The organism is Thermogutta sp., from assembly GCF_039793925.1.
GTDB lineage: Bacteria > Planctomycetota > Planctomycetia > Pirellulales > Thermoguttaceae > Thermogutta.
This window is the reverse complement of the sequence record NZ_JBAMME010000315.1, coordinates 1-20922: the sequence shown is the minus strand read 5'-3', so window position 1 is coordinate 20922 and position 20922 is coordinate 1. Positions and strand designations below refer to the sequence as shown.

Annotated in this window: 14 protein-coding genes; 12 read left to right on the top strand and 2 right to left on the bottom strand. The window is 57.6% G+C overall.

All coding sequences use genetic code 11. The annotated features are described in order from the left end of the window. Positions 1-638 (top strand): sulfatase/phosphatase domain-containing protein (locus ABJK56_RS17060; protein ID WP_347245886.1); only part of this gene is annotated, 638 nt, incomplete at its 5' end. Between the two features lie 886 nt (positions 639-1524). On the opposite strand, the gene ABJK56_RS17055 is transcribed toward ABJK56_RS17060, so the two are convergent. After that, complete coding sequence (locus tag ABJK56_RS17055) at positions 1525-2004, bottom strand: hypothetical protein (RefSeq protein ID WP_347245885.1); 480 nt, start codon at positions 2002-2004, stop codon at positions 1525-1527. A 561-nt stretch (positions 2005-2565) separates the two neighbouring features. Between ABJK56_RS17055 and ABJK56_RS17050 the strand changes: the two genes are divergently transcribed. The 3 genes from ABJK56_RS17050 to ABJK56_RS17040 all read left to right on the top strand — a co-directional run bounded on the left by ABJK56_RS17050 (position 2566) and on the right by ABJK56_RS17040 (position 9522). After that, positions 2566-5211 carry a beta-galactosidase gene (locus ABJK56_RS17050; RefSeq protein WP_347245884.1) on the top strand — a complete coding sequence of 882 codons (2646 nt, stop codon included), beginning with the start codon at positions 2566-2568 and terminating at the stop codon, positions 5209-5211. Positions 5212-5625: 414 nt separating this feature from the next. Continuing rightward, positions 5626-7476: an ATP-binding cassette domain-containing protein gene (locus ABJK56_RS17045; protein WP_347245883.1), complete on the top strand. Its 1851-nt coding sequence runs from the start codon at positions 5626-5628 to the stop codon at positions 7474-7476. A gap of 108 nt (positions 7477-7584) precedes the next feature. Continuing rightward, positions 7585-9522 (top strand): GTPase domain-containing protein, encoded by a 1938-nt coding sequence (locus ABJK56_RS17040; protein ID WP_347245882.1) that lies wholly within the window; start codon positions 7585-7587, stop codon positions 9520-9522. A gap of 191 nt (positions 9523-9713) precedes the next feature. Here ABJK56_RS17040 and ABJK56_RS17035 read toward each other — a convergent pair whose 3' ends face one another. Next, on the bottom strand, positions 9714-10043 hold the full coding sequence (locus ABJK56_RS17035) for a hypothetical protein (RefSeq protein ID WP_347245881.1): 330 nt from the start codon (positions 10041-10043) through the stop codon (positions 9714-9716). Positions 10044-10475: 432 nt separating this feature from the next. On the opposite strand from ABJK56_RS17035, the gene ABJK56_RS17030 reads away from it, so the two are divergent. From ABJK56_RS17030 to ABJK56_RS16995, 8 genes are all read left to right on the top strand, one after another. Then, positions 10476-10940, top strand: coding sequence for a hypothetical protein (locus tag ABJK56_RS17030; RefSeq protein ID WP_347245880.1), 465 nt, complete (start codon positions 10476-10478; stop codon positions 10938-10940). Positions 10941-11017: 77 nt separating this feature from the next. Beyond that, positions 11018-11890 carry a hypothetical protein gene (locus ABJK56_RS17025; RefSeq protein ID WP_347245879.1) on the top strand — a complete coding sequence of 291 codons (873 nt, stop codon included), beginning with the start codon at positions 11018-11020 and terminating at the stop codon, positions 11888-11890. An 881-nt stretch (positions 11891-12771) separates the two neighbouring features. Next, positions 12772-13782, top strand: a complete 1011-nt coding sequence (locus tag ABJK56_RS17020; RefSeq protein ID WP_347245878.1) for an exosortase/archaeosortase family protein — start codon at positions 12772-12774, stop codon at positions 13780-13782. Positions 13783-13945: 163 nt separating this feature from the next. Next, positions 13946-16222, top strand: a complete 2277-nt coding sequence (locus ABJK56_RS17015; RefSeq protein ID WP_347245877.1) for a polysaccharide biosynthesis tyrosine autokinase — start codon at positions 13946-13948, stop codon at positions 16220-16222. A gap of 265 nt (positions 16223-16487) precedes the next feature. Further along, complete coding sequence (locus tag ABJK56_RS17010) at positions 16488-18182, top strand: MraY family glycosyltransferase (RefSeq protein ID WP_347245876.1); 1695 nt, start codon at positions 16488-16490, stop codon at positions 18180-18182. Then, a complete protein-coding gene (locus tag ABJK56_RS17005; RefSeq protein ID WP_347245875.1) occupies positions 18133-18888 on the top strand; it encodes an exosortase C-terminal domain/associated protein EpsI in 756 nt (251 codons plus the stop codon). The genes ABJK56_RS17010 and ABJK56_RS17005 overlap by 50 nt, the downstream gene beginning before the upstream one ends. A gap of 66 nt (positions 18889-18954) precedes the next feature. Continuing rightward, positions 18955-20001, top strand: coding sequence for an ABC transporter permease (locus ABJK56_RS17000; RefSeq protein ID WP_347245874.1), 1047 nt, complete (start codon positions 18955-18957; stop codon positions 19999-20001). A 241-nt stretch (positions 20002-20242) separates the two neighbouring features. Next, on the top strand, positions 20243-20922 hold a 680-nt coding region (locus ABJK56_RS16995), incomplete at its 3' end, for an ABC transporter ATP-binding protein (protein WP_347245873.1).

Genomic DNA, 20922 nt, shown 5'->3' with positions numbered 1-20922 from the left:
TGGGCCTGGCTCGTGACACGCTCGTGCTTTTCACCTCTGATAACGGCCCCACCCACGGGCGCGGGGGCGGTACCCAGGAGGGAGTGGGCGGCTCGGATTCGGTATTTTTTGAGAGTGCCGGTCCTTTCCGAGGACTGAAAGGCAGTGTTTTCGAAGGCGGCCTTCGGGTGCCCATGATCGCGTGGTGGCCGGAACACATACCGGCGGGAAGCGTGTCTGATCACGTGGCCGCGTTTTATGACATCCTCCCTACTTTTGCGGAACTGGTCTCTGTAGATGTACCTCCAGGAGTTGATGGCATCAGCTTCCTGCCCACTTTGCTTGGACATCCGCAAAAACAGCAGAACCACGACTACCTTGTATGGGAATTTTATGGTTACGGTGGGCAGCAGGCGGTTCGTTTCGGGCCATGGAAAGCGGTCCGGCAACAATGCTACAAAGACCCGGATGGACCACTCATGCTTTTTAACCTGGAAAGCGACCCTGGAGAACAGGTCGACCTTGCGGGCCGACATCCAGAACTTGTGACACGGGCAAAGAACATCCTGGAAAAAGAACACAGGGAATCGCCATTTTGGGATTTTCGCCTCAAGCGGCGTGGCCCGCCAAAGGTCATCGAGGCTGCTATCGCCCCCTGAGATGCTGGCAGCTATGCCAAAGCTGCGCCCGCGTGCCGGGTACGATTATCCGTCAGACTGTGGGTAGTCTGTCAATCAACCCGCTGAAAAAGGCTCCGGAGAAGGAAGGCTACGTTTCTCACCCTTCTGCTCTGCTTGAATGTCGGTCGGGAAGGGCGCAACAGATGGAGGGGTGAGTGGCGAGTCCCAAGCCGGATCCGGCAGCGTCAGCGACTCATGGCGTGTAACTGGACCAGACGACCATGTCGGCTGCGTGCCCGACATTTCCTGATCAACGGACAGAAGGGGCTGCAGTCGACCGCCGACACCGGCTCCTGGTGTCAGCGGGATGAGCTCTGGTTTTCCGAACATCTCGGGGTCGGGTCGCAGCGTCGGGCGCGAGAAATCTCCCCGCAAGCTGGACCGTCCGCCGGAAAAGACCGATTCGGAGAGACCATCATCAGAAGAGGCACTGGCCGCGGGCCGCGATTTGGATGCGGCTTTGGATGGGTCTGGCTTTTGTAAGATACGATTTCGCGAATCTTGCCGATGCCAGTAGAAACCAAAAGCCAGCAACGCCACAAGGCCACCGATCAAACAAGCAGAGAGTATAAGACCTGCCCGGTTCCTGCTGCTCCACACCGCGACTCGCCCTCCTTCCCCTACGTCCTGCCGCAAATACCTAGCCCTCGAATGTCTGTGCCCCTTTGCCCAAAGGCCATCACTTTAGCACAGGTGCCGATGCTAGTCAAGCTACACGGCTTCGCCTGTCTATGGTATTGATTACCGTCTGGCTACACATTTCTCGCATGCCGAGAACCATTTGCGCCCACGAGAGGGAAAATCGGAACTTGCGGCAACGGGCTTCTGTTCCGGCGCAGCTTTGCCGAAAGCCAGTTGAGGCCGGTCACGGCTGCGCTGTCTGGGAGGCCGAATTCTCGCCCTCAGACTTGGCGTTTTTGCTGCGGCGGGCGGCGGCCTCTTGCTGCATTTTTTCGATCTCCGTTTTCTGCTGGGGGGTGAGGACGGCCTCGATTTCGGCATCCCTCTGAGCGATGAGTTTTTCCAGTTGCCTCTGTAGCTCGGCGATCTGGGCATGATATTTTCTCTGGATGTCATAAATTTTTTGCCGCTGCTTTTCGTCGACCACTTTTCCGTAATAGGCCGGCAACCGGGGTCGGAAAGCGGGAACGTTTTCCTTGGCCTGACCCGTCCCGTCTGCGGACTGCGTGCCCGGCGCTGGCCCGGCTTGTGGATTACCTTGTGCCTGCGCCGCAGCAGGTGCGGGGGAAGACGCCCCAGATTCGGTTGCTATAACCAAGCGGCTTCCCAGCAAAGGTATGGCCAAGGTGAGAACGACACTCGTGATCGCGACGCGGAGATTCATTCGATGCCTCCTTCGTAGGCTGCCCAGGTTGACCGTTCGATCCTGATGCTGACGTCTCCCGAAAGATGACGAGCCGCTGTGCAGTTTCGAAGAGTCACGACGCTGTCTCATTGGCAAATTCTCCCAAAAGCCAAAGGTGCAGATGCCTGATCCCGGCGTCCCAGCTTCTGTTTCGGGATGCCGCCAGTAAAACGTGCCCCTACTGTGTACGGTCCAGGCGCACTTGTCAAGACCTGAGTTGAAAAAACCGGGGTTTCAGAAGGGCTGCGTGGTGAGTCGACTTGCCGAATCTTTGCCCTCCTCTTGTGGGCGGAGGCTCAGAATTGTTCGGTCTAGACATTTGGCAAGCGCGGTTCGATAATCGGGGCGTTCCCTTGCTCCGTCAGAAACTCACCGTTGTGCGACTGCTTTACACGATGCAAACTTTCGGGACTAGCACAGAGGACGAGCTCCAGAATGACACGCAAGAAACTCCTGCCTGGTCGTTTTCCAAAATGTTGCGTTTTCCAAGGTCAGAAGCCGAGCGGGACAATATTTGCCGTGGTCTGGATTGCAATTGTCATGTTACATTCCTGCGGCCTGGCGGATGAGGGCGCTTCAACACGCGTTCCCGTCCGCACGGCGCGGGTGCGGGTTATAGAAGGCATCCCTCGCCTCGTCATCAATGACCAGCCGGTTCCGGCGCGTATTTTTTGGGGTGCCCCTGGGCGCGGTGTCGTGCCCGCGGGACCAGTCGGCCAGGAGATCAAGTTCGAATTCACGGCCTTGGAAGATGGCGAAGGTCGAGCGACCCTTCATCTGCGATTTGGCTCCCTGCCGGGCTTCATCTTTCTTGACAGCGTGCGAATTGTGGATACTGAAACGGGTGAAAAGTTGTTTTCCTGCGATTTTGAGAGCGACGCCGACTTCGCTGCAAACTGGTCGGTCTGGCCTCCAGACGAGCGGAACACGGTTGGCCGAGTCAGTTGGCGGAGCGATGCGGGAAAAGACGGAACGGGATGCCTGGCTGTCCGTCTCCAGGAACCACGCAATGGCCGGTGGCCTGACTTTCACATTTATTCGCGTCCCACTCTACCGATTGTGCAGGGCCGCCATTATCGTGTGTCTCTCTGGCTCAAAGCAGACCTGGAGCGGAAAGTCATTATTGCAATCTATCGGCCGGGCAATCCTTTTGTATTCCTGGGAGGCCCCCCAGGGCCGTTCCCCTCACAGGTTCGGCTTGCTGCGCAGGCAGGGGTCAACCTTGTGAGCTTTCCAATACCAATGCCCTGGCCGAGACCTGGCGAAAAACCAGAGTGGACTGCCGTGGACACCGTGTGCCGCGAAGTTCTGGATAGCAACCCAAATGCTCTTTTGATTCCGCGGATTCCCATGGATCCACCGGCATGGTGGATCGCAGCCCATCCGGACCATGCGATGAAATGGGATCAACCTGGCCAGGACCGCGTTCCTGCTTCGGTGGCCTCCTCGCTTTATCGAGAGGAAGCGGCTGCTCGGCTCCGTGAGCTTGTAGTGCATTTGGAGCAAGTTTGGGGAGATCACGTAGCGGGATACCACCCTTGCGGACAGAACACCGGCGAATGGTTTTACGAGGACACATGGGGAACCGCCTTGAGCGATTACTCACCGGCCACAGCGGAGGCGTGGCAGCGGTGGCTCAAATCAAAATACGCTACCGACGAGGCGTTGCAGCAGGCGTGGGATAATCGCACCGTTCGACTGAACTCAGTGGATCTCCCCACACCTCAACGGAGACGCTCCCAGCCGTCGGGGTTGCTCCACCGGCCGAGGAGCGAACAAGACTTGATCGATTTTGCGGAATTTCAACAGGAAGTGATGGCCGAGTGCGTCTGCCACTTTGCAAGAGCAGTTCGCGAGGCCTCCGCCGGTAGAAAATTGGTGGTGTTCTTTTACGGCTATACGTTTGAATTCGGTGCCATCCGGAACGGACCGGCCACGTCGGGCCACTATGGGTTGGAAAAAGTCCTTCAATCACCGGACATCGACATCCTGTGTTCTCCGATTTCCTACTGGGACCGCGGGCTTGGGGGCAGTGCCCCTGCCATGTCAGCGGCGGAGAGTGTCATGCGGGCAGGGAAACTGTGGTTGTTCGAAGACGATACCCGAACCTATCTGGCCAAAGACAGTCGGTTTCCCGGGTGGATTGATGGTGCAGACACGCTCGCAGATTCCCAGTCGCTCCTCTTGCGGAACACCGCCGAGGTGGCCCTGCGGCATTTCGGAACATGGTGGATGGATCTCGGGGCCACCGGCTGGTTCGATGATCCCCAGCTTTGGAAGGTGATGCGCAGTCTGCAGCCTCTGGATCAGGCGATGCTAACGCGAGGCCCGCCATTCACGCCCGACGTGGCGGCAGTCGTGGACGAGAAGAGTATCATGCACGCCGCCTTTGGAAGCGACGCGGTGACGCGCCCTCTCATTTACGAGGTTCGGCGGCCGCTCGGACGCATGGGGACGCCGTATGGCCAGTACCTCTTATCGGACGTCTTCAAGGGAAACGTCTCCGCAAAAATGCTGGTGTTTCTCGCAGCTTGGCGGCTGTCCAAAGAGGAGCGGACCCAATTGCGGCGGGCAACCGAAGGGCGGCTGAAAGTCTGGTGCTACGCACCTGGATATCTAACGGGGGGCGAGGATCCGAAAACGGCCATGAAGGAATTGACCGGCTTTGAGGTAGAGGAAGTCAAAGATACGAAGGCGTGGGCAGAACCTACCGAGCGTGGTCGAAAACTGGGGCTCAGTCAAGGGTTTGGAGTGAAACAGGAGATTCGCCCATTATTTGCTGTGACTGATGCCAACTCAGACGAAGTGCTCGCTACTTATCCCAACGGGAAAGCAGCGGTTGTCTTGCGTCGACTTCCCGACGGTCCTTCCCTGTTTGTCGGCGTTCCTCATCTAACAAGCGAATTATTGCGGTTAGCTGCCAGGCAGGGAGGCGTCCATCTTTTTACTGAAGAAGATGCCAATATTTATGCCAACGGACCCTTCATTGCTCTTCATGCTGCCCATGATGGGGTTCTGGCCATTGATGTGGGGACGGACACGAACGTTTGGGATTACGTAACGGGGGAAAGCTTGGGCAAAGGCCCCAGGCTTTCTCTTGCGATGAAAAAGGGTGAAACTCGCATTCTGGTCTGCCAGGAGCGAATCGTGGCTACCGCGACTGACGGCGGCGGAGCAGAAGAGTGAGTCCCCAACGATCAATGGCACTCATTTGCTCTTTGGAAAACTGAGCCTGTCGTCCGTCAGGGGTGTCTTCTCCTCTCACCGGGACGGGCCCCTACCTCCAGCAGCGCTTTCTATTATCAAGTTGAGCAGATCGGCGGTCACCCGGATCGGACTTTCTCCTCCTGTTTATTCGTGGGCTAGTTATTTGTTTGGCCGACGTCGCATAGACACCTAAAGGACTGGGCCCAGGACGATCCGAGCCAACACAAGGCAAAAACGTGCACAGGCAAACTTTCATCGAGTGGCGCGCTCACTTCGTCCCAAACCTGTGGCACCTAACGCACTGCTTTTTTATCCCTCGACACCGTTTCTTGTAAAATTGCGCGATACAGGACGAAATCTCGCCATCGCGATGGTCTCATTTTGGAGGTAGCCATGCAGTCTGAAGACCTGGGTCACCACCTTTTCATCTATGAGAAGGCGGTGGAACAGCTTGTGAAGACGGTACCCCGCGTGCGTGATCTGGTTGTCGGCCGACTTCAGCACCATTGGGATGGAACTGGCTTCGATGCGATGAAAAACCGCTTCGAGTCCTTCCGGCAACTTCGCGGGCGAGGTCTGCAGCCGCCGCTCGTCGTGACCCTGTTCGGCCCCAGCGGGGCCGGAAAGAGCACCCTCTTCCGCTGGCTAACCGGAATCGATGTCCCCGCAGGAGAGATCCTCCGTCCCACGACCTATCAAAGTGTTGTGGCCGTACCAGAGAGTTTTGCCAATCCCGCCGTGGTGGCGCTTGTATTTCCAGAGCAGAAGGTGGTGCCACTTGAAAACCCGCAAGAAGTTGCCCAGAAGCCGCGACGAGAAACGCGCGTCTTCTACGCTCCTCTGAAGACTCAGGCCAATTCGCTGCCTTTTATCGTGGCCGACGTCCCAGACTTCAACACCGTCGAGTGCGCTAATTGGAAACAGGCCGAGCAAATGTTATCTAGGGCAGAGTTGACCATTTTTCTTACCTACCCAGAAAGCTACGCTGACTACCGCACTGTGGAGATGCTGGCCCGATGCTGCTGGCTGAGCAGCAGGCTGGTGTACATTTTGACCAAGACTTCCCATCAAGCCGCTGCAGTCATATGGCGGGACCTCCTCGAAAAAACGGCCAATCAGAAAGACTTTCGTAAGCTTCGTCAGGACGGCCGGACGCTGTACGAGTTTCTCCGGGAGAGCCTCTGCTACTACAGCCCCAGGGTCAACGAAGGAGAAGATCCCTCGGTCGAGCCGCTGGATTCGCAGCAGCCCTCATTTTTGGACCTGATCCGCGGCCAACCCGCCAGAGAGCTTATCCTCGCTGGACTGGTCCAGTCTGTCTCTGTGGCGCTACCCGCCTGCAAAAAGTTCTTGCAATGCGGGTATGAGTATATTGACCAAATCACCAAAGATCTCAGCACCGCCAATACACAGTTGCAGGAGTTAGTGAAGAAGGTGGTGAGCGAGAGCTACCCTCTGTCGGGCCTTATGAAGTTCATTGCACAGGTTGCCCGAGAAAAAACCTCAGGGCTTCTCCGCCGGACACTTTCCAGCATGAACAGGGCTGTCGGCAAACTGGTAACTCCTCAAACGGTAAAAGATAGGACACAAGCCACAGCGACGTTCCTCAACGAGCGGGGAAAACCTCTCGCAGAACTGGAAAAGGAAAAGTTCCAGTTGGAACTGACAAAATATCTTGAGGGCATACGGGAAAGATATCCCCAAGGCTCACGCGAAGACGCGTTCCGAACCGCAACTTTTCTGAGCGCTGAGCAATCTTATGATCTGATCAAGCAAGTCCTCGACCAACCCTGGCCAGAACCATCGAGTGGTTGGCAGGATACCGTGCGAGAAGATGTTCAGAAGTTTCTCGAGGAAAATCCATCTTTCAGGCGCTGGATGGCCATCCTGGACGATACTGTCTGGACTGTGGGTGCCGGCCTGTTTGTTCTGGATCTGTCGTTGACCGGTGGCTGGTTGAGCACCACGATCGGCCCAATTACTTTGGCAGGGGTGGGAGGTAGTGTCGCCATGAACACAATTCGTCGAACGCTTTTGGGGAGTCTCGCTGAGAAAGTCCACCAGGCCTGGGTGGCCCAGCGATCTGGCGAACTACAACGCTTCCTGGAGAAGCACTTCTTTGAAGTTCTGTTCGAGTCGCGGCTCGCAGATGTGCGAAGCGTCAGCCTTACTGAAATCGAGGAAAGCCTTCAGGCCTGCGATGTACTGGAACAGCTTGTCTGCACCATGCGCGGTGGTGGGTGAGCGCCCATTCGGCAAACTGAGGTGAGCAACAACGCAGGCACGCGAGGCGTCCTTGGCAGAAAAGATCTGTGGCCACAAATCTCGAGTCAAACCGGAGGTATGTTTTGAATGACGGTCCAGCAATCCTCTTCATCACACAAGGATCAGCCCATTTGGGCCGACCAAATTATCGCGGAGGCCGAGGCGATCCAGCGGGCTGCAGGAAAAATCCAGGGGGCTCCTGGCGTCAGTGACCTGTGCGAATCTCTGGACCTGGCGATCCGCGAATACCGCCACGGGCGTGTTCGGGGGGTGGCCCTCGTCACCTTGATAGGGGGCACCGGCGTAGGTAAGTCAACACTCTTTAACTCCCTCATCGGGAAACCTAACGCCAGTCCGGTCTCTCAGCATAGACGCTGCTTTACCACCAGGCCATATGTGGCCGTTCACCCGGAAGACCGTGCCTTTCTGGATTTTCCGGAAGAATGGCGGCCGGTTTACGTGGATCTTCCCGTCAGGGGTTGGGCGATTTGCGATGCGCCAGACATCAACGGCGTGTTTGAAACCAACCGGCAATTAGCCCGGCAACTGATCGAAAAGTCCCACTATTTGATCTACGTGACGATGTCCGAGCGCCGCGCGGACTTTGATATCCTCAGAGAGATTCGCAACTATACGATCGCCAAGCGCTGGCTGTTCGTTCTCAACCGGGCGGACCAAATTTCCAACTTGTCTGCGGTGCGGGAAGATTTCTGCCAGCGACTGAAGCAGCTTGGCTTTGTACCGGATGATGAGGTCGTGTTTGCAACGATTGCTCAGGATCCAGGCCACAGCGAGGTTGTCCGGCTGCGTTACTTCCTCCAGGGGCACGACCCTCTGGAGGTGGCCCGCCTTGCTCCGTTGGATTCCCTCCTCGCAAGGTTGCAGGAGGCCCTCGGGGAAGAGCGGTTGCGTCCCTTGCAAGCGGCCGTGGAGCGACTTGAGAGCTTTCGAGAAAATCTCGTCCCCGACATCCAGCAAATCTACCGCAAAGGCCTGCAGGATCCTGTCGTGAAGACGGCGATTCAACGGGTGATGAGGGAGTCCATCTGGCAGTATGTGGTGGACAATTCCTGGGGATTTGCGGCGTTAGTGGGCTGGGTCCGGTGGCGGTGGAGTCGCCTTCGGTTAGCCTATACCTTGCTGCGGCTGGGTACGAGTGCATTTTCTCTCTTTCAATGGCTCCGCACGCTTGTCACCGCATCTACTGTCATCTTCACTAATCTTCTTCCGCTTTGGCAGATCAGTCAGCACCTGGCCAGCCACTGCAGAAGGGAACTGGACCTCATCCGCACGCACGTTCATGAGCTGTTGGAAGAACTGGGGCTGGAGGAGTGGGGCGACAGGACATCGCAGGACGTCCTGCAACAAAGGGACGAGCTTCCTCGTGACAGCGCACCCCTCCCGCATTGGCTGGGTTTCCTGAACGGATTGGGAGGAGTGGAGGATCCGTTCGGGGCGATCGCGGCCCTACGGGGAGAACTGGAACGGGTGGCTATGAAAGCAGCCCGGAATGCGGCAGGTCCGGCCTGGGTCCAGGTCATGGTCAATCTTTTGCCGCTGGCCGTGTCCATAGACTTTGTGGGCCGGATGGCGTATTTCTGGTGGCAATCCGCTCCCTACCTGAGTCCTGAGCCGGTTTTCCCTTCCGGCCATTTTTACCTTCTCACGGGCGTCATGTTGGCCATCACCCTCCTTCCCGGGAGCGTGCTCCTGGCACGGCGTGTCAAACATTTTGGAGACGCCCGGAACGAAGACCACATCATCCATCAAATGGGCAACTTTCCCGTTCTCCAGCCCTTGGTTGCAGCTCGGGACGCGTGCCTTGAGCTCCTTGCACGGTGCCGAAGTTTGCGCAACAAGGCCAGGAATTTCCGCGCGTCCCTCAAGTTGGGGTTTGCCACAGCTCGAGCAGAGCGGAATGGAATCCCACCTGCGTTTGAAGACGCCTTCTCACGCCCCGAGGTGCCCACCTTTGCGGGGCCCGCAAACCGTGATCCTCAGCCAGCACAAATCAGGGAGCACTGACAATGAGTACTGACCACAGCCGGGGAACACGTTACGGGAGCATGGGGCTCGACGTTCCAGCCGATGGATGTCCCGACGTTCGCGGGCAGCGTAACGGTCTGGCCCGGGCAAGTGCCACTTGAGAATCAGGTCCGGTGTCCTCAGGCCCAATCCCCTGGCTTAACTTATTTCCCGGTAGGAGAAAACACGGCCTAGCTCGCCCGGCCGCTCGGAGGATCACCGGTAATCTTTTCCATTGAGGCTCCCGAGAACGGATCGCTGCCATTCTTCCAAGGTTGCGGCCATCTGGTCGAGATCGGGGGTGTTGAGAACCGGATGCCCGTGATAGCCCACATTCCCCATCGCTGATCATCCGCCATGCACAGGATGATATTGGGTTTTTCCGCGACTGCGCCGGAAGCAGGCCGCGCCACCCAGGTCTGCACCACGAGGATCCAAGCTGATGCGCCGAGGATGCCCATCCGCGGGATGCTTGGACGGCCGTCCGCTTCGCGCCCTTCGTTGGCCACCGGATCAGCCATGGGATTGAACCTCCGAGGGAAAGTTTGATCTGGACGAGGAAATTGCTTCTCAGGCCCGCTTCCCGGAGGGACCCGCTTGTCGGATCCGCTGTTCTATGATGAATGATCGGTTCCCTTCACGGCGGGCGCGACAAGCGAGCCCCTCCGAGCGCGAATCCGAAAAATTTTCCAACCCCCTCAGGCGGGTTATTGACACATTTTGTGGCTTAGGTAGCATTAAGCGTGTTACTCGGGTTACCCGGGTGACGTCAACCTCCAGAACCTGTTTGGAAAGCTGGAAAATTTTGGTGGCGGGCTATTGACGGCCAAACGTGCCGAATTACAATAACGCCAGGATTGGAAGGATCCGGGACTCAACATCGAAGCGGCGGTAGGGGCATGGCAAAAAGAAGCTGACGGAATGGGGCGAACACATCAGAGGGTCGTGCAACAATGGTGAGATTACCCCGGCAAAGAATTGCGACGATTGCGATCGCCTGCCTTATGGTAGTGTGGTCCGCGTCTACCTGTCGCGCCGGGTGGATCTCCACTCTCGACTCCGCTCCTCTCTCGCAAAATCTCTTCGGAGACGATCTGGCTCAACTCGTGAACCAAGATACTGCCGGCTCGATGGCTGGCTCTTCGCATGGGCCGCAGGATGAATCGAATCAAAACCTTCCCTCGCGGTGGCACCTGTTATGGGTGCCGATTGACGTGGCTGCCATGCAGGCCGGTCAAACGGCCGGAATGAGCGGCACGTCGTTATCCGTCACCGGGAGCAGTTCCAGCAGCTCTCAAGCGGCCGTTATCGGGCCCCCTCTCGAATTGAGTGACCCGCCCTTGCGGGCCCGCGTTCTCGACGAACCCAAATTCATCCTCCCTACCGGACCCGTCTTTGAGCTCCTCCGCCCGGCGTAGCGCTGGCTGGAGTTGCCCAGTGCTCGTTTGGTGTTTAGGTTCGAGGTTTTGTACGTTGAAAGGCGGAGGATTCGAAAATGAAACGTTTTTTAGCTTTTTTGATTGCGGCGGCGATTAGTGGCAGCTCCGCTGTTCAGGGTTTGGCAGCGATTTATCCTTGGGATGCCATTGACTGGACAGGACAGTATGTCACGAAGATTAAGTTTACCAACAACGAGGTGGTGTGGAGCGCCGCCGACAACTCTTTTAAGGATGCGAGTTACACGCCTCAGGTGGGCGACGTTGTTTATCAGATTCTTACCGCTACCACGATTGCGTGGCAAACCGGGAGTGGGGACAGCGTTAAATGGACGAGTTCTGATCCCGGAGAGCTTACAGCATACGCCGTCGCCAAGATCACAGGATTTAGTGGCAACACGTACACTTTTGGGCCTTTTGGGGCTGGCACGGACCAGCTCGGGTATACTTGGTCGGCAGATGAAGTTGTTGCCCTGTACTTTGACACGAACAAGAATTACACCGCTAACAGCGGAAGTCGAACGACGGACCGGCAGAGCGCCACCGACGGAACTTGGTTCGCAACATTCGGCTTCGGTGATGCGGTTGATAAGGACCGAGGGGGCGCTACCGGGACGCCTTTTCTTAAATCGACGGTTATGCCCGATTCGCCGTTGCTTGTGATTACCTCGGGAGGCCTGAATGTTAAGGCGGTGGGATCGGCGTACAGCACTATCGTCTTCCGGCCCATTGGTCTGCCACTACTGAATTACAGCTCGACGCTCAACAGCAATATTGTAGTGGCCGATCCGCCTAATGCTAATTGGCCGCTAAAAAGTGAGGACCCGTTCCGAATTCGGCCGACTCCTGAACCAACGAGTGTGATCGGATTGCTGGGCCTTGGGCTCGGCGCTGGAGCGCTGGGTGCTATCCGAGGGCGGAAGAGAGCGTGAACAAGGCCAATCCGAACACCGCAACGTGGCAGAACGTCAGCGATGTTTTCGGATTTAAGGTTCGTGGCGTTACGCCAGGTTTGTCGAAAAAAGAATCAACCACGGTGCCGCTCAAGGGTGTGCGGCTCCGCGGTGGCTAACTGATAGATGTATGGGCTACTCGGCCTGGACGACCACCGGATGTCCAGGCCGAGTTTCCGGCTTATGATCGGCCGAGGCGTTCCCTACGCCTTGGGGGGACTTGGTGGTTTTTCGGCCAATAGGATATAGCAAAATCGAGGAGGTGGCGAAGGTGGAAAACGGGGCGAGGCAGGCAATTGGGCAGGTGGAAGGGCAGAATCTCCTCTCCCGCGCGTCGAAATCCGTTTACATCCGGAGGTCTGCCGCCTGGCTCGGCATGGCGGCCGAAGGCAGCTCCGGTTCAGTTAAGGGAACACTGGACAGGGGAAGTCTTCGGAAGTGGCGGATTGCCCGCCCGCGTTTGTATCACACGCGGCGACCGACTCACTCGGTGCCCTTCGAAAGAGTGGACGCGCTTCAGGCCTTACTCGCATGCGGAGGCGATTCATGAGCACCCCGGCCTACCGTAGAGTGGTCGGGACTTTCTGCGGAATATGGGAGTGAATGGAGCACGGATGTTGCACTTAAAGCCCTTTTTAAAGCGCGGACCACCGGTTAGGGGACGGCCTTCATTTCGTCGCTGCATACAATCCGCTTTTGGACGGAAGCCGCTTAAACGGAAAACGGACGGGCTGGGTCGTTGTTTCGCGGGAAACTTGAGGCCAGCCGACGTGGACCAGGATTTCAGGAAAATCGTTGGGCGCAACCCACCGGGACGGAGTACGCGCCGGTGAATAGAACTTAACATGTTGGAGGCGACAGTGTTGCAAAATGCGACAGCAATCAGTGAAAACGTGGTGAAAACGCCACAGAGAGACAACCCTCCGGACGCGCAGAGCGGTCCAAGTTTAAACGCCGCAGCCCGCTGGAAGTTGGGGATTATCCTCGTTGCACCGGTCGCCGTTCTCCTCGTCGTGTTTTGGGATGCTGTGCTCGTGCTGGTCCAGCGATGGTCAAGTGATGCCGACTACCATCATGGATTTTTGGTTCCGCTATTCGCGATTTATATTCTCTGGAAAAGGCGGCACAAACTTGGCGACCCGGCGGCGATCGTCGTGACGACTTCCGCGCTGCTTGCGGGGACCTTGTTACTGGGAATTGCCGGGCTCCTGCGGGCTGCGTCGATCCTCTACTATATCCGCATTCTGGACCCTGCGGCGATGCTTCCTGCCGTTGCGGGAATCGTTCTTTGCGTGGTGGGTTGGCGGGGTCTTCGCTGGGCCTGGCCCGCCGTGGTCTTCCTCGTGTTCATGCTCCCAATGCCGGGTGCAGTGGCGACTCTCCTCAGTCATCCCCTGCAGCGGGTCGGAACTCTCGCCTCCACCTTCATCATCCAAACCTTAGGGATCCCTGCAATCGCAGAGGGCAATATCATTACGTTGCGAGAAGGCCAGCTAGAAGTTGTGCGGGCATGTAGCGGACTGAAGATGATGAGTCTCTTTTTCGCGGTGTGCTGGGGAGCAGCGTTCCTCAGTGATCGTCCCTGGACGGATCGTCTGTTGATGATTGTCAGCGCGCCACCTGTGGCGCTTGTTGCCAATATCCTACGGATCACGTTGACGGCCGTCCTCGTGGAGTGGGGGCTCACCCGTGCGAATCTGGATCACGAGCTGGCCGGGTGGCTGATGATGCCCATGGCGGTTTTACTCCTGTATGGTGAAATGGCCCTCTGGGACAGAATCTTCATGCCAGTGGAGCAAGGACCACCTCCTGTGATCACACGAGACTTGCCCTCCAAGACCCTTGGACCGCGACCGAGTGGGTCACGCTGAATGCGTTTGGCGCGAATCTTGCAACAACCGGTTCCTCCTGTCAGCTGGAGTGTTTCCTTCAAGGGAAAGGTTGCGTGCAAGTTTTCTGCTGGACATAATGATATTCTGAGAGTGGTACGGCACCTGTGAGGTTTCTGACGTGAGACCGGAACGAGAAGCAGGCATGAGTGAAAATCAACATCTACCGGCACCAGCCGGCCAGGAGCCCGGCCAGGAGCGCATCGGGGCGGTGCGGCCGTCTGGAGCGGCGCCCCTCTATCTGGACGCGGAATGGCAGCCGATCCCCGTGGCAGAATCGGGGCAGGGGTTTGGGGTGTATCTCCACGCGTTGCGTCGGCGCTGGCTGGCCGTCGCGTTCCTGGGGATTCTCTGTGGAGCGGGGGCAGCAGTGGCGGCGTGGTTTCTGTTCATACCGCAGTACACGGCGACGGCCCTCATCCGCGTATCCTCGTCCCAGCAAACCGTGCTCTTTCCCACGCAACAGGGTGCAGGACCGAGCTTCGATATCTATAAGGCCACGCAGCTAGAATATCTCCGCAGCCGGTTCGTGCTAGTGGCCGCATTGCGTCAACCGGAGGTGGCGAGGCTTCCGTCAATTCGCGAACAAATCGACCCGGTGCAGTGGGTAAGCGAGCACCTGAGTGTGCGGTTTCCGGGGAATTCGGAATTCATGAACGTCAGCTTCACAAGCCCACATCCGGAAGAAACGGCGGTCCTCGTCAATGCGATCGTGGATGCCTACATGCGGGAGGTGGTCGATACCGAGCAACGCGAAAGACGCCAACGTTTGAGCGAACTCGACCAGCTTTATGCGGAGAAAGAGGCGGACGTTCGGAAATTGGAAAATGACCTCAAATCGCTCAGCCAGCAACTGGAGACCGGTGATAGCCAAGCTTTAAGCCTCAAGCAGCAAATTACCCTCCAACAGTTTTCAACCTATCGGAACGAGCTTATCAATGTGCAACTCCGTACCCTGCGGCTTCAGGGTGAACTTTCTATCAAGAAGGCCATTCGCGATAAGGCCGCTCAAATCCCTGTGACCGATCGCGAAATCGACGCCGCGGCCCGCACGGATCCGGTGATTCTCCAGCTCCAGCTTCGGGAAAGCGAGCTGAAAAATCTGGTTGCTCAGACCCGGGATGTTGTCCGACCGGAAATGGCGGGTCGGTATGGAAATCGTTACGTCCAGGAGCTGGCCGATATACAAAACCGCATCAAAGCCCGACGCGAAGAAATTCGCCAGGAGTTGGAGCAGCGGCGCGTGCGGGATCTCGATGAGGAGATTGAAAATATCAACTTCGAGCTTTCCATCCTCGCGCAGCAGCAGGATCAGCTTCAGAAGGAAGTCGAGAACGTTCGCCGTTCGGCCGAGACATTCGGGAAAGGCTCGATTGAGGTGGAGTTCCTCCGTGCCGAGGTTGAATTGGCCAGAAAGACCCTGCAAACGATTGCTGAAGAACGCAATCGGCTGGCTATCGAGCTGCGGGCTAAGCCCAGAATCACCGTGGTCCAGCGGGCGGAAGCTCCCCGGGTAGCGGATACCGATCGTCGTATTCAGCTTGCGATGATGGGTGGATTGGCAGGTTTTATCCTGCCTGGGGCGATCATTCTTTGGTGGGACGTGCGACGTAAGCCCGTTAACACCGCCCACGAACTTCCTCATGCCGTAGGAGTCGACGTGTGGGGAACAATTCCACTGGTTCCCCCGCGCGCGCTGCAAATGCTTCCCGAGCAAAACCGCCGTTCCCGCCGATACCTGCGCTGGCGGACCCTGTTCAGCGAGTCGGTTCGCAAAGTGGCCGCTCGAATCATTCGGGAGTCTGAGCATGAGCGGTTGCGTGTGATCATGGTGACCAGTGCCGTGTCCGGAGAAGGCAAGACAACGCTGGCCTCGCAGTTGGCGGCCAGCCTGGCGCAAATGGGGCAAAAGACGGTGATCGTAGACTTTGACTTGCGGCGGCCGTCGCTCCACGAGGTCTTCAACGTACCCATTAGTCCCGGTGTGAGCGAGGTCCTGCGGGCGGAAGTTTCGCTCAACGATGTGGTACGGCCCACCGAGCTGGAGAATCTGTTCGTGGTCACAGCAGGCTACTGGTCGCCACACCGGATGGCGGTGCTCGCCAATGGCGTGATTGGCCAGCTCTTCCGACAACTTCGAGAAGATTTCGATTTTGTCATCGTGGACGGATCACCCGTGCTTCCGGTTGCCGACACACGGTTCATTAGTACCCACGCCGATGGAGTGGTCCTGTCGGTCGTGCGGGACATCAGCCGGGCTCCGCAATTGCGGGCGGCTCGCCAGGTTCTGGAAAGCTTCCACGTCCGGGTGCTTGGTGCAGTGATGACCGGTTCAGCGGAGGACGTGTACTATGCGTATCCCTACCATTCGCCGATCATCGATGGCGCCTCAGACCTGCACGCAACGGATCGAAGTGAATGAATCGCTCATCGTGCCATCGTGTCCACGGGGCTGAGGGTGGCTCATTTCGAAATGGGGCATGCAGGATGGACGGTAATCTTCTATTCCTGGCTGATATAGAGCATGACAAAGTTATTAGCCGGCGACTGAGGGGGAGAATCGCGCGGCAAAGCTTTGGCAGTTCGTTCGAGTTATCGAAGGGTCCATTCAAGACTTTCAATGCAAGATGGGGGGACTCAGCGGCGTGGTGGGCTGACTTGCCCGATAACCTCCAGGATTGGCAGCTATGGTGACGCAACCTATGGTGATCTACGCTGGGGCCAGCGCCGCAGCGGCGTTAGCGATGAGCGCTGTTCTGACTGGTGTGCTCTGCTGGTTGGCACCTAGAATCAACCTGCTCGACTACCCTGATGCCCGGCGAAAACTTCACAGCCGGCCCATTCCTCTTGGGGGTGGGTTGGCGATCTTCCTGGCGCTGTGCTTTGTTCTGGCGGGTAATTTTCTCTTGCCAAATCCCTGGGGGTTTCACATCCAACGAGACTGGAATGACTTGCTCGTTCTTCTGCTCGCCTCCGGCTGGCTCGTGGGGGTCGGCCTCTATGATGACCGCTTCAATCTCCGCGGCCGTTACAAACTCCTGGCCCAACTTCTTGCGGCAGTCCTCGTCGTGGGCGGCGGTTACAGTTTTGATCGCATAGATTTTCTGGGGTTCTCCATCCACCTCGGAGATTTCGGGCCATTAATCGCGGTGATCTGGTTTCTGGGTACGATCAACTCCATCAATTTGCTGGATGGCATGGACGGGCAGGCTGGGACGCTGGGCGTGATCTTCAGCGTGTCCATAGCCTCGATGGCGTGCCTGACCGGACACTTTGCTGTGGCGTTCATTGCCATCGTACTGGCTGCAGCCATTTTGGGCTTCCTCATTTTCAATTTGCCGCCCGCAAAGATTTTCCTGGGCGATGCCGGAAGTATGTTCATCGGCCTCGTTCTCGGTGTCCTCGCAGTCCGGGCTTCTATCAAGGGACCCAGCACCTTGATGGTGGCAGCCGTGCTCCTCCTCTGGTCCCTCCCCATGTTGGACACCGTAGCGGCGATTATCCGGCGGAAACTTTCACGGAGGAGCCTTTATACCACGGATAGATTCCACCTTCATCACCAATTCATGGAAAAGTTGGGGAACAACGTTCGCGCCCTTTTTGTGGTCACCGTGCTCGCGTTCGCCATGGCCTGTGCAGCCGTTGCCACCCTCGTTGTCGGCAATGATTTGCTTGCCGTGGGATGCGGCTTGACGATGGTTGTCGGGCTGGTAGCCACCGGCCTCTTTGGTCGTGCAGAATGCCGCCTCCTATGGGCGGCTCTACGGAAGGGGGGACGCCGTGTGAAAACCGTGTTTTCCCGAGCAGACGGCTGCATCTGCGAAGGGCTGCAACTCAGCGGCCGAGGTACGTGGCAGCATTTGTGGGAACAGCTTATTCGGCCCGCTTCCCAGTACAATCTCGTTTATGCCCGAATCGATCTGAACGACTCCCACCTACGAGAAAATTATGTCGGAGAGTGGCAGAGAAATAGTCTTCCCGTGGACCTTCATCAACGGCCGCTCAGCTACCACAGCATCCCCTTGTGGGTCCAGGGGCGTGAAGTGGGCAAAATCGAGGCCGTCCTCGTCCGGCACGAGGAGACCTTTCAGCGAGACGTAGAATTCGTCCTTTCGCTCGGCGATCCATTTGAGGCCCGACTGCAGCAATTGGCAACTTCCGGCAACGCCACGACGGGACCGGTGGAACACCCGACCCATCCGGTTTTGCCCGCAAGACCATTATTGGACACGGCCGTGGCCACTAGTGGAAACGGTAGCAACAACGGTAAAAAAGAAACACAGTACCATGTTTTAGTCCCGAGTATTCCTCAGCCAAGAGCAGGGAGGAACTATGTCACGACGCAAGAGGCGCCAACTGGCCCTCATCGCCCCCCGTCCTAAACCAATGGACTCCGATGTTGGAGCCGGGGCTGAAAAGCCGCGGCCCGTCATCGCGATCCCTCTCCAGGTGCGGGCTGCAGTTGTGGTGGTCAGTCTTGTGCTCGTGGGTCTGGGCGCCCGCTGGGCGGCGTCTCAGGCCGTCCCCAGCGAGGTCCGTTTGCCCAAACGCGAGCAACTACTCAGCTTTCCCTACCAACTCGGACCGTGGCAGGGCGAGGATGAGCGGGTCGACGAGAAAGTTCTCCAGGTCGTGGGAGCCGAACTCACGCTCAATCGCACCTATCGCCAGTCGGCCGAGCGTTTTATTGGCTTCCATGCGGCCGTCTTCACCCACACCGACTTCTCACTTCCCCACCCGCCGGAGCTATGTTACGGAGGAACGGGCTGGCGGGTCCGAAGCACAAAGGATGCCCGACTCGTCCTCTCCCATGGCACATCCGGCACTGTTCGCATTTTGAGTCTGGAAAAAGAGTCCGGAGGCCAGGCTGCCACCGTGCTATATTGTTATCAACTGGCAGGACCATTCGCCGCCGAGCGAGACGCCGTCCGGCGGTTGTTCTGGCGTTACCGCGGTCAAAAATCCCGGCCGCCCCTTGTGAAGGTCATGTTTCACCTTCCGGGGGCTGGCCCCGACGTGGAAGAGGAGGCCCTCGACTTTGCCCGGCGGGCCCTCGAGAAATTGGCCGAAATGGAGAAGAATTGGTAAATACCCTTAAACACATATCTCGTGCAGGAGTGTGTTCGAGACGTGCCACCATCCGATGGAGCACTGATGCGAGAAGATACTGAGTTACCGGAATCGCAGAGTGAATGTGAAGGGGAACGAACCGCGGCCCGACTCCAGGATGTCGCACTGGAAAGCGACCCTGAAGCCGATGATCTCGCTCTGGAAGACCGCGCTGGGGTTGGACTCGACTTGGAAGAGGGACCGTCAGAAGCGAGCGGCTGCCGGGGGACGGTCTCGCTGCCGCCCAACGTCCCCGTCACGATCATCCGCCCCACCAACGGCTGGCGGACCCTCGACCTGCGCGAAGTGTGGCGCTATCGTGAGCTCATGCTCACACTCGCCTGGCGGGAAATTACAATCAGATACAAACAGACGTTTCTGGGTGCTGCCTGGGCGATCATCCAGCCGCTTATGACCACAGGCATCTTCAGTGTGTTGTTTGGACTACTTTTGGGAAAAGGGAACGAGCCCAGTGCTGGCTCTGTTCCCTACGCGGTCTCCACTTTTTGTGCCATGCTGCCCTGGCAACTCTTCGCCACGTCACTCAACCAGTCGGGCAATATTCTCATTCAGTACCGCAGCATGATCACCAAGATCTACTTTCCCCGGCTTATTTTGCCGATGGCCGCGGTACTCTCCTCTCTGGTCGATTTCGGTATCGCATTTGTAGCGCTTTTGGCGATGATGGCCTTTTACGGGATCTTTCCCGGCTGGGCCATCCTCACGCTGCCGTTTTTCGTGGTGCTGGCCATCGTGGCCTCTCTGTCCGTGGGATTGTGGCTGGCCGCACTGAACGCCATCTATCGCGATTTTCGCTACGTGATTCCGTTCATCATCCAGATCGGCATGTTTGTCAGCCCCGTGGTCTATAGCATGGAATCGATCCAGGAGCGACTTTCTCCCTGGGCATGGACGCTCTATTCCCTCAATCCCATGGCGGGCGTCATCGAAGGTTTCCGCTGGGCCCTGTTGGGGACATCCCACGGGCCGGGCCCCCTTTTAGGCCTCTCGGCGCTCGCCACTACGCTGATCCTCATCGGCGGAATGTTCTATTTCCGCCGAATGGAACGACTTTTTGCAGACGTCATTTAACGCACGGCGACTCGATTGCGGGCTGCTTTTTGCGTCGTCCGGGGCGATAAGCTAGATTACAGCATGAAAGTAAACCGAGACGGAAAAAGGGTTCCGCGCAACCCACGGGCCCGAAGGCTGCGCAGACCTCAGCAGAGCAGGCAAAACGCGTTGAGCGCTTGCTTCTCATCGATGCTCCAGGTTCAATATTTCGAGAGGGATGACTGAATCAGAAATTTTCGGGTTGTGATCGCCGCCTTCCATGTCGGACGTTGCCATTCGCGTTGAAAACCTGACCAAAAAGTTCTACCTCGGCGAGCGGGTTGGAATCAAAACATTCCGCGAGACTCTCCAGGACCTCGTGACGGCCCCCTTCCGCATTTGGAAGAAAAACGGCGACGCGAATGGCCAGGAAAAGATCGACACCGAACGTGAAATCTGGGCCCTCAAGGGGGTCTCCTTCGAGGTCAAGCACGGGGAGGTCCTCGGCATCATCGGCCCAAACGGGGCGGGCAAGAGCACGCTCCTTAAGATCCTTAGCCGGATCACCGAGCCCACCGGCGGATACGCGGAAATCCGCGGCCGGGTGGGGAGCCTTCTGGAAGTCGGCACGGGGTTCCATCCGGAGTTGACCGGCCGCGAGAATGTCTATCTCAACGGGGCGATCCTGGGAATGTCGAAGGCCGAGATCCGCCGCAAATTCGACGACATTGTGAGCTTTGCGGGGGTAGAAAAGTTCATCGACACCCCGGTCAAACGCTACTCCAGTGGGATGCAGGTTCGCCTAGCCTTTGCTGTGGCGGCCCACCTGGAACCCGAAATCCTCATCATCGACGAGGTCCTGGCCGTCGGCGACGCCGAGTTTCAGAAGCGCTGTCTGGGCAAGATGAACGAGGTCTCCCGCTCCGGCCGCACGGTGCTTTTTGTGAGCCACAACATGGC

What these genes read in the sequence shown, in the direction of transcription:
- ABJK56_RS17015 (WP_347245877.1), top strand. Translation starts at nt 13,946, where the DNA reads ATGAGTGAAAATCAACATCTACCGGCACCAGCCGGCCAGGAGCCCGGC.
- ABJK56_RS17000 (WP_347245874.1), top strand. Translation starts at nt 18,955, where the DNA reads ATGCGAGAAGATACTGAGTTACCGGAATCGCAGAGTGAATGTGAAGGG.
- ABJK56_RS17040 (WP_347245882.1), top strand. Translation starts at nt 7,585, where the DNA reads ATGACGGTCCAGCAATCCTCTTCATCACACAAGGATCAGCCCATTTGG.
- ABJK56_RS17025 (WP_347245879.1), top strand. Translation starts at nt 11,018, where the DNA reads ATGAAACGTTTTTTAGCTTTTTTGATTGCGGCGGCGATTAGTGGCAGC.
- ABJK56_RS17055 (WP_347245885.1), bottom strand. Translation starts at nt 2,004, where the DNA reads ATGAATCTCCGCGTCGCGATCACGAGTGTCGTTCTCACCTTGGCCATA.
- ABJK56_RS17045 (WP_347245883.1), top strand. Translation starts at nt 5,626, where the DNA reads ATGCAGTCTGAAGACCTGGGTCACCACCTTTTCATCTATGAGAAGGCG.
- ABJK56_RS17050 (WP_347245884.1), top strand. Translation starts at nt 2,566, where the DNA reads ATGTTACATTCCTGCGGCCTGGCGGATGAGGGCGCTTCAACACGCGTT.
- ABJK56_RS17005 (WP_347245875.1), top strand. Translation starts at nt 18,133, where the DNA reads ATGTCACGACGCAAGAGGCGCCAACTGGCCCTCATCGCCCCCCGTCCT.
- ABJK56_RS17010 (WP_347245876.1), top strand. Translation starts at nt 16,488, where the DNA reads ATGGTGACGCAACCTATGGTGATCTACGCTGGGGCCAGCGCCGCAGCG.
- ABJK56_RS17030 (WP_347245880.1), top strand. Translation starts at nt 10,476, where the DNA reads ATGGTGAGATTACCCCGGCAAAGAATTGCGACGATTGCGATCGCCTGC.
- ABJK56_RS17035 (WP_347245881.1), bottom strand. Translation starts at nt 10,043, where the DNA reads ATGGCTGATCCGGTGGCCAACGAAGGGCGCGAAGCGGACGGCCGTCCA.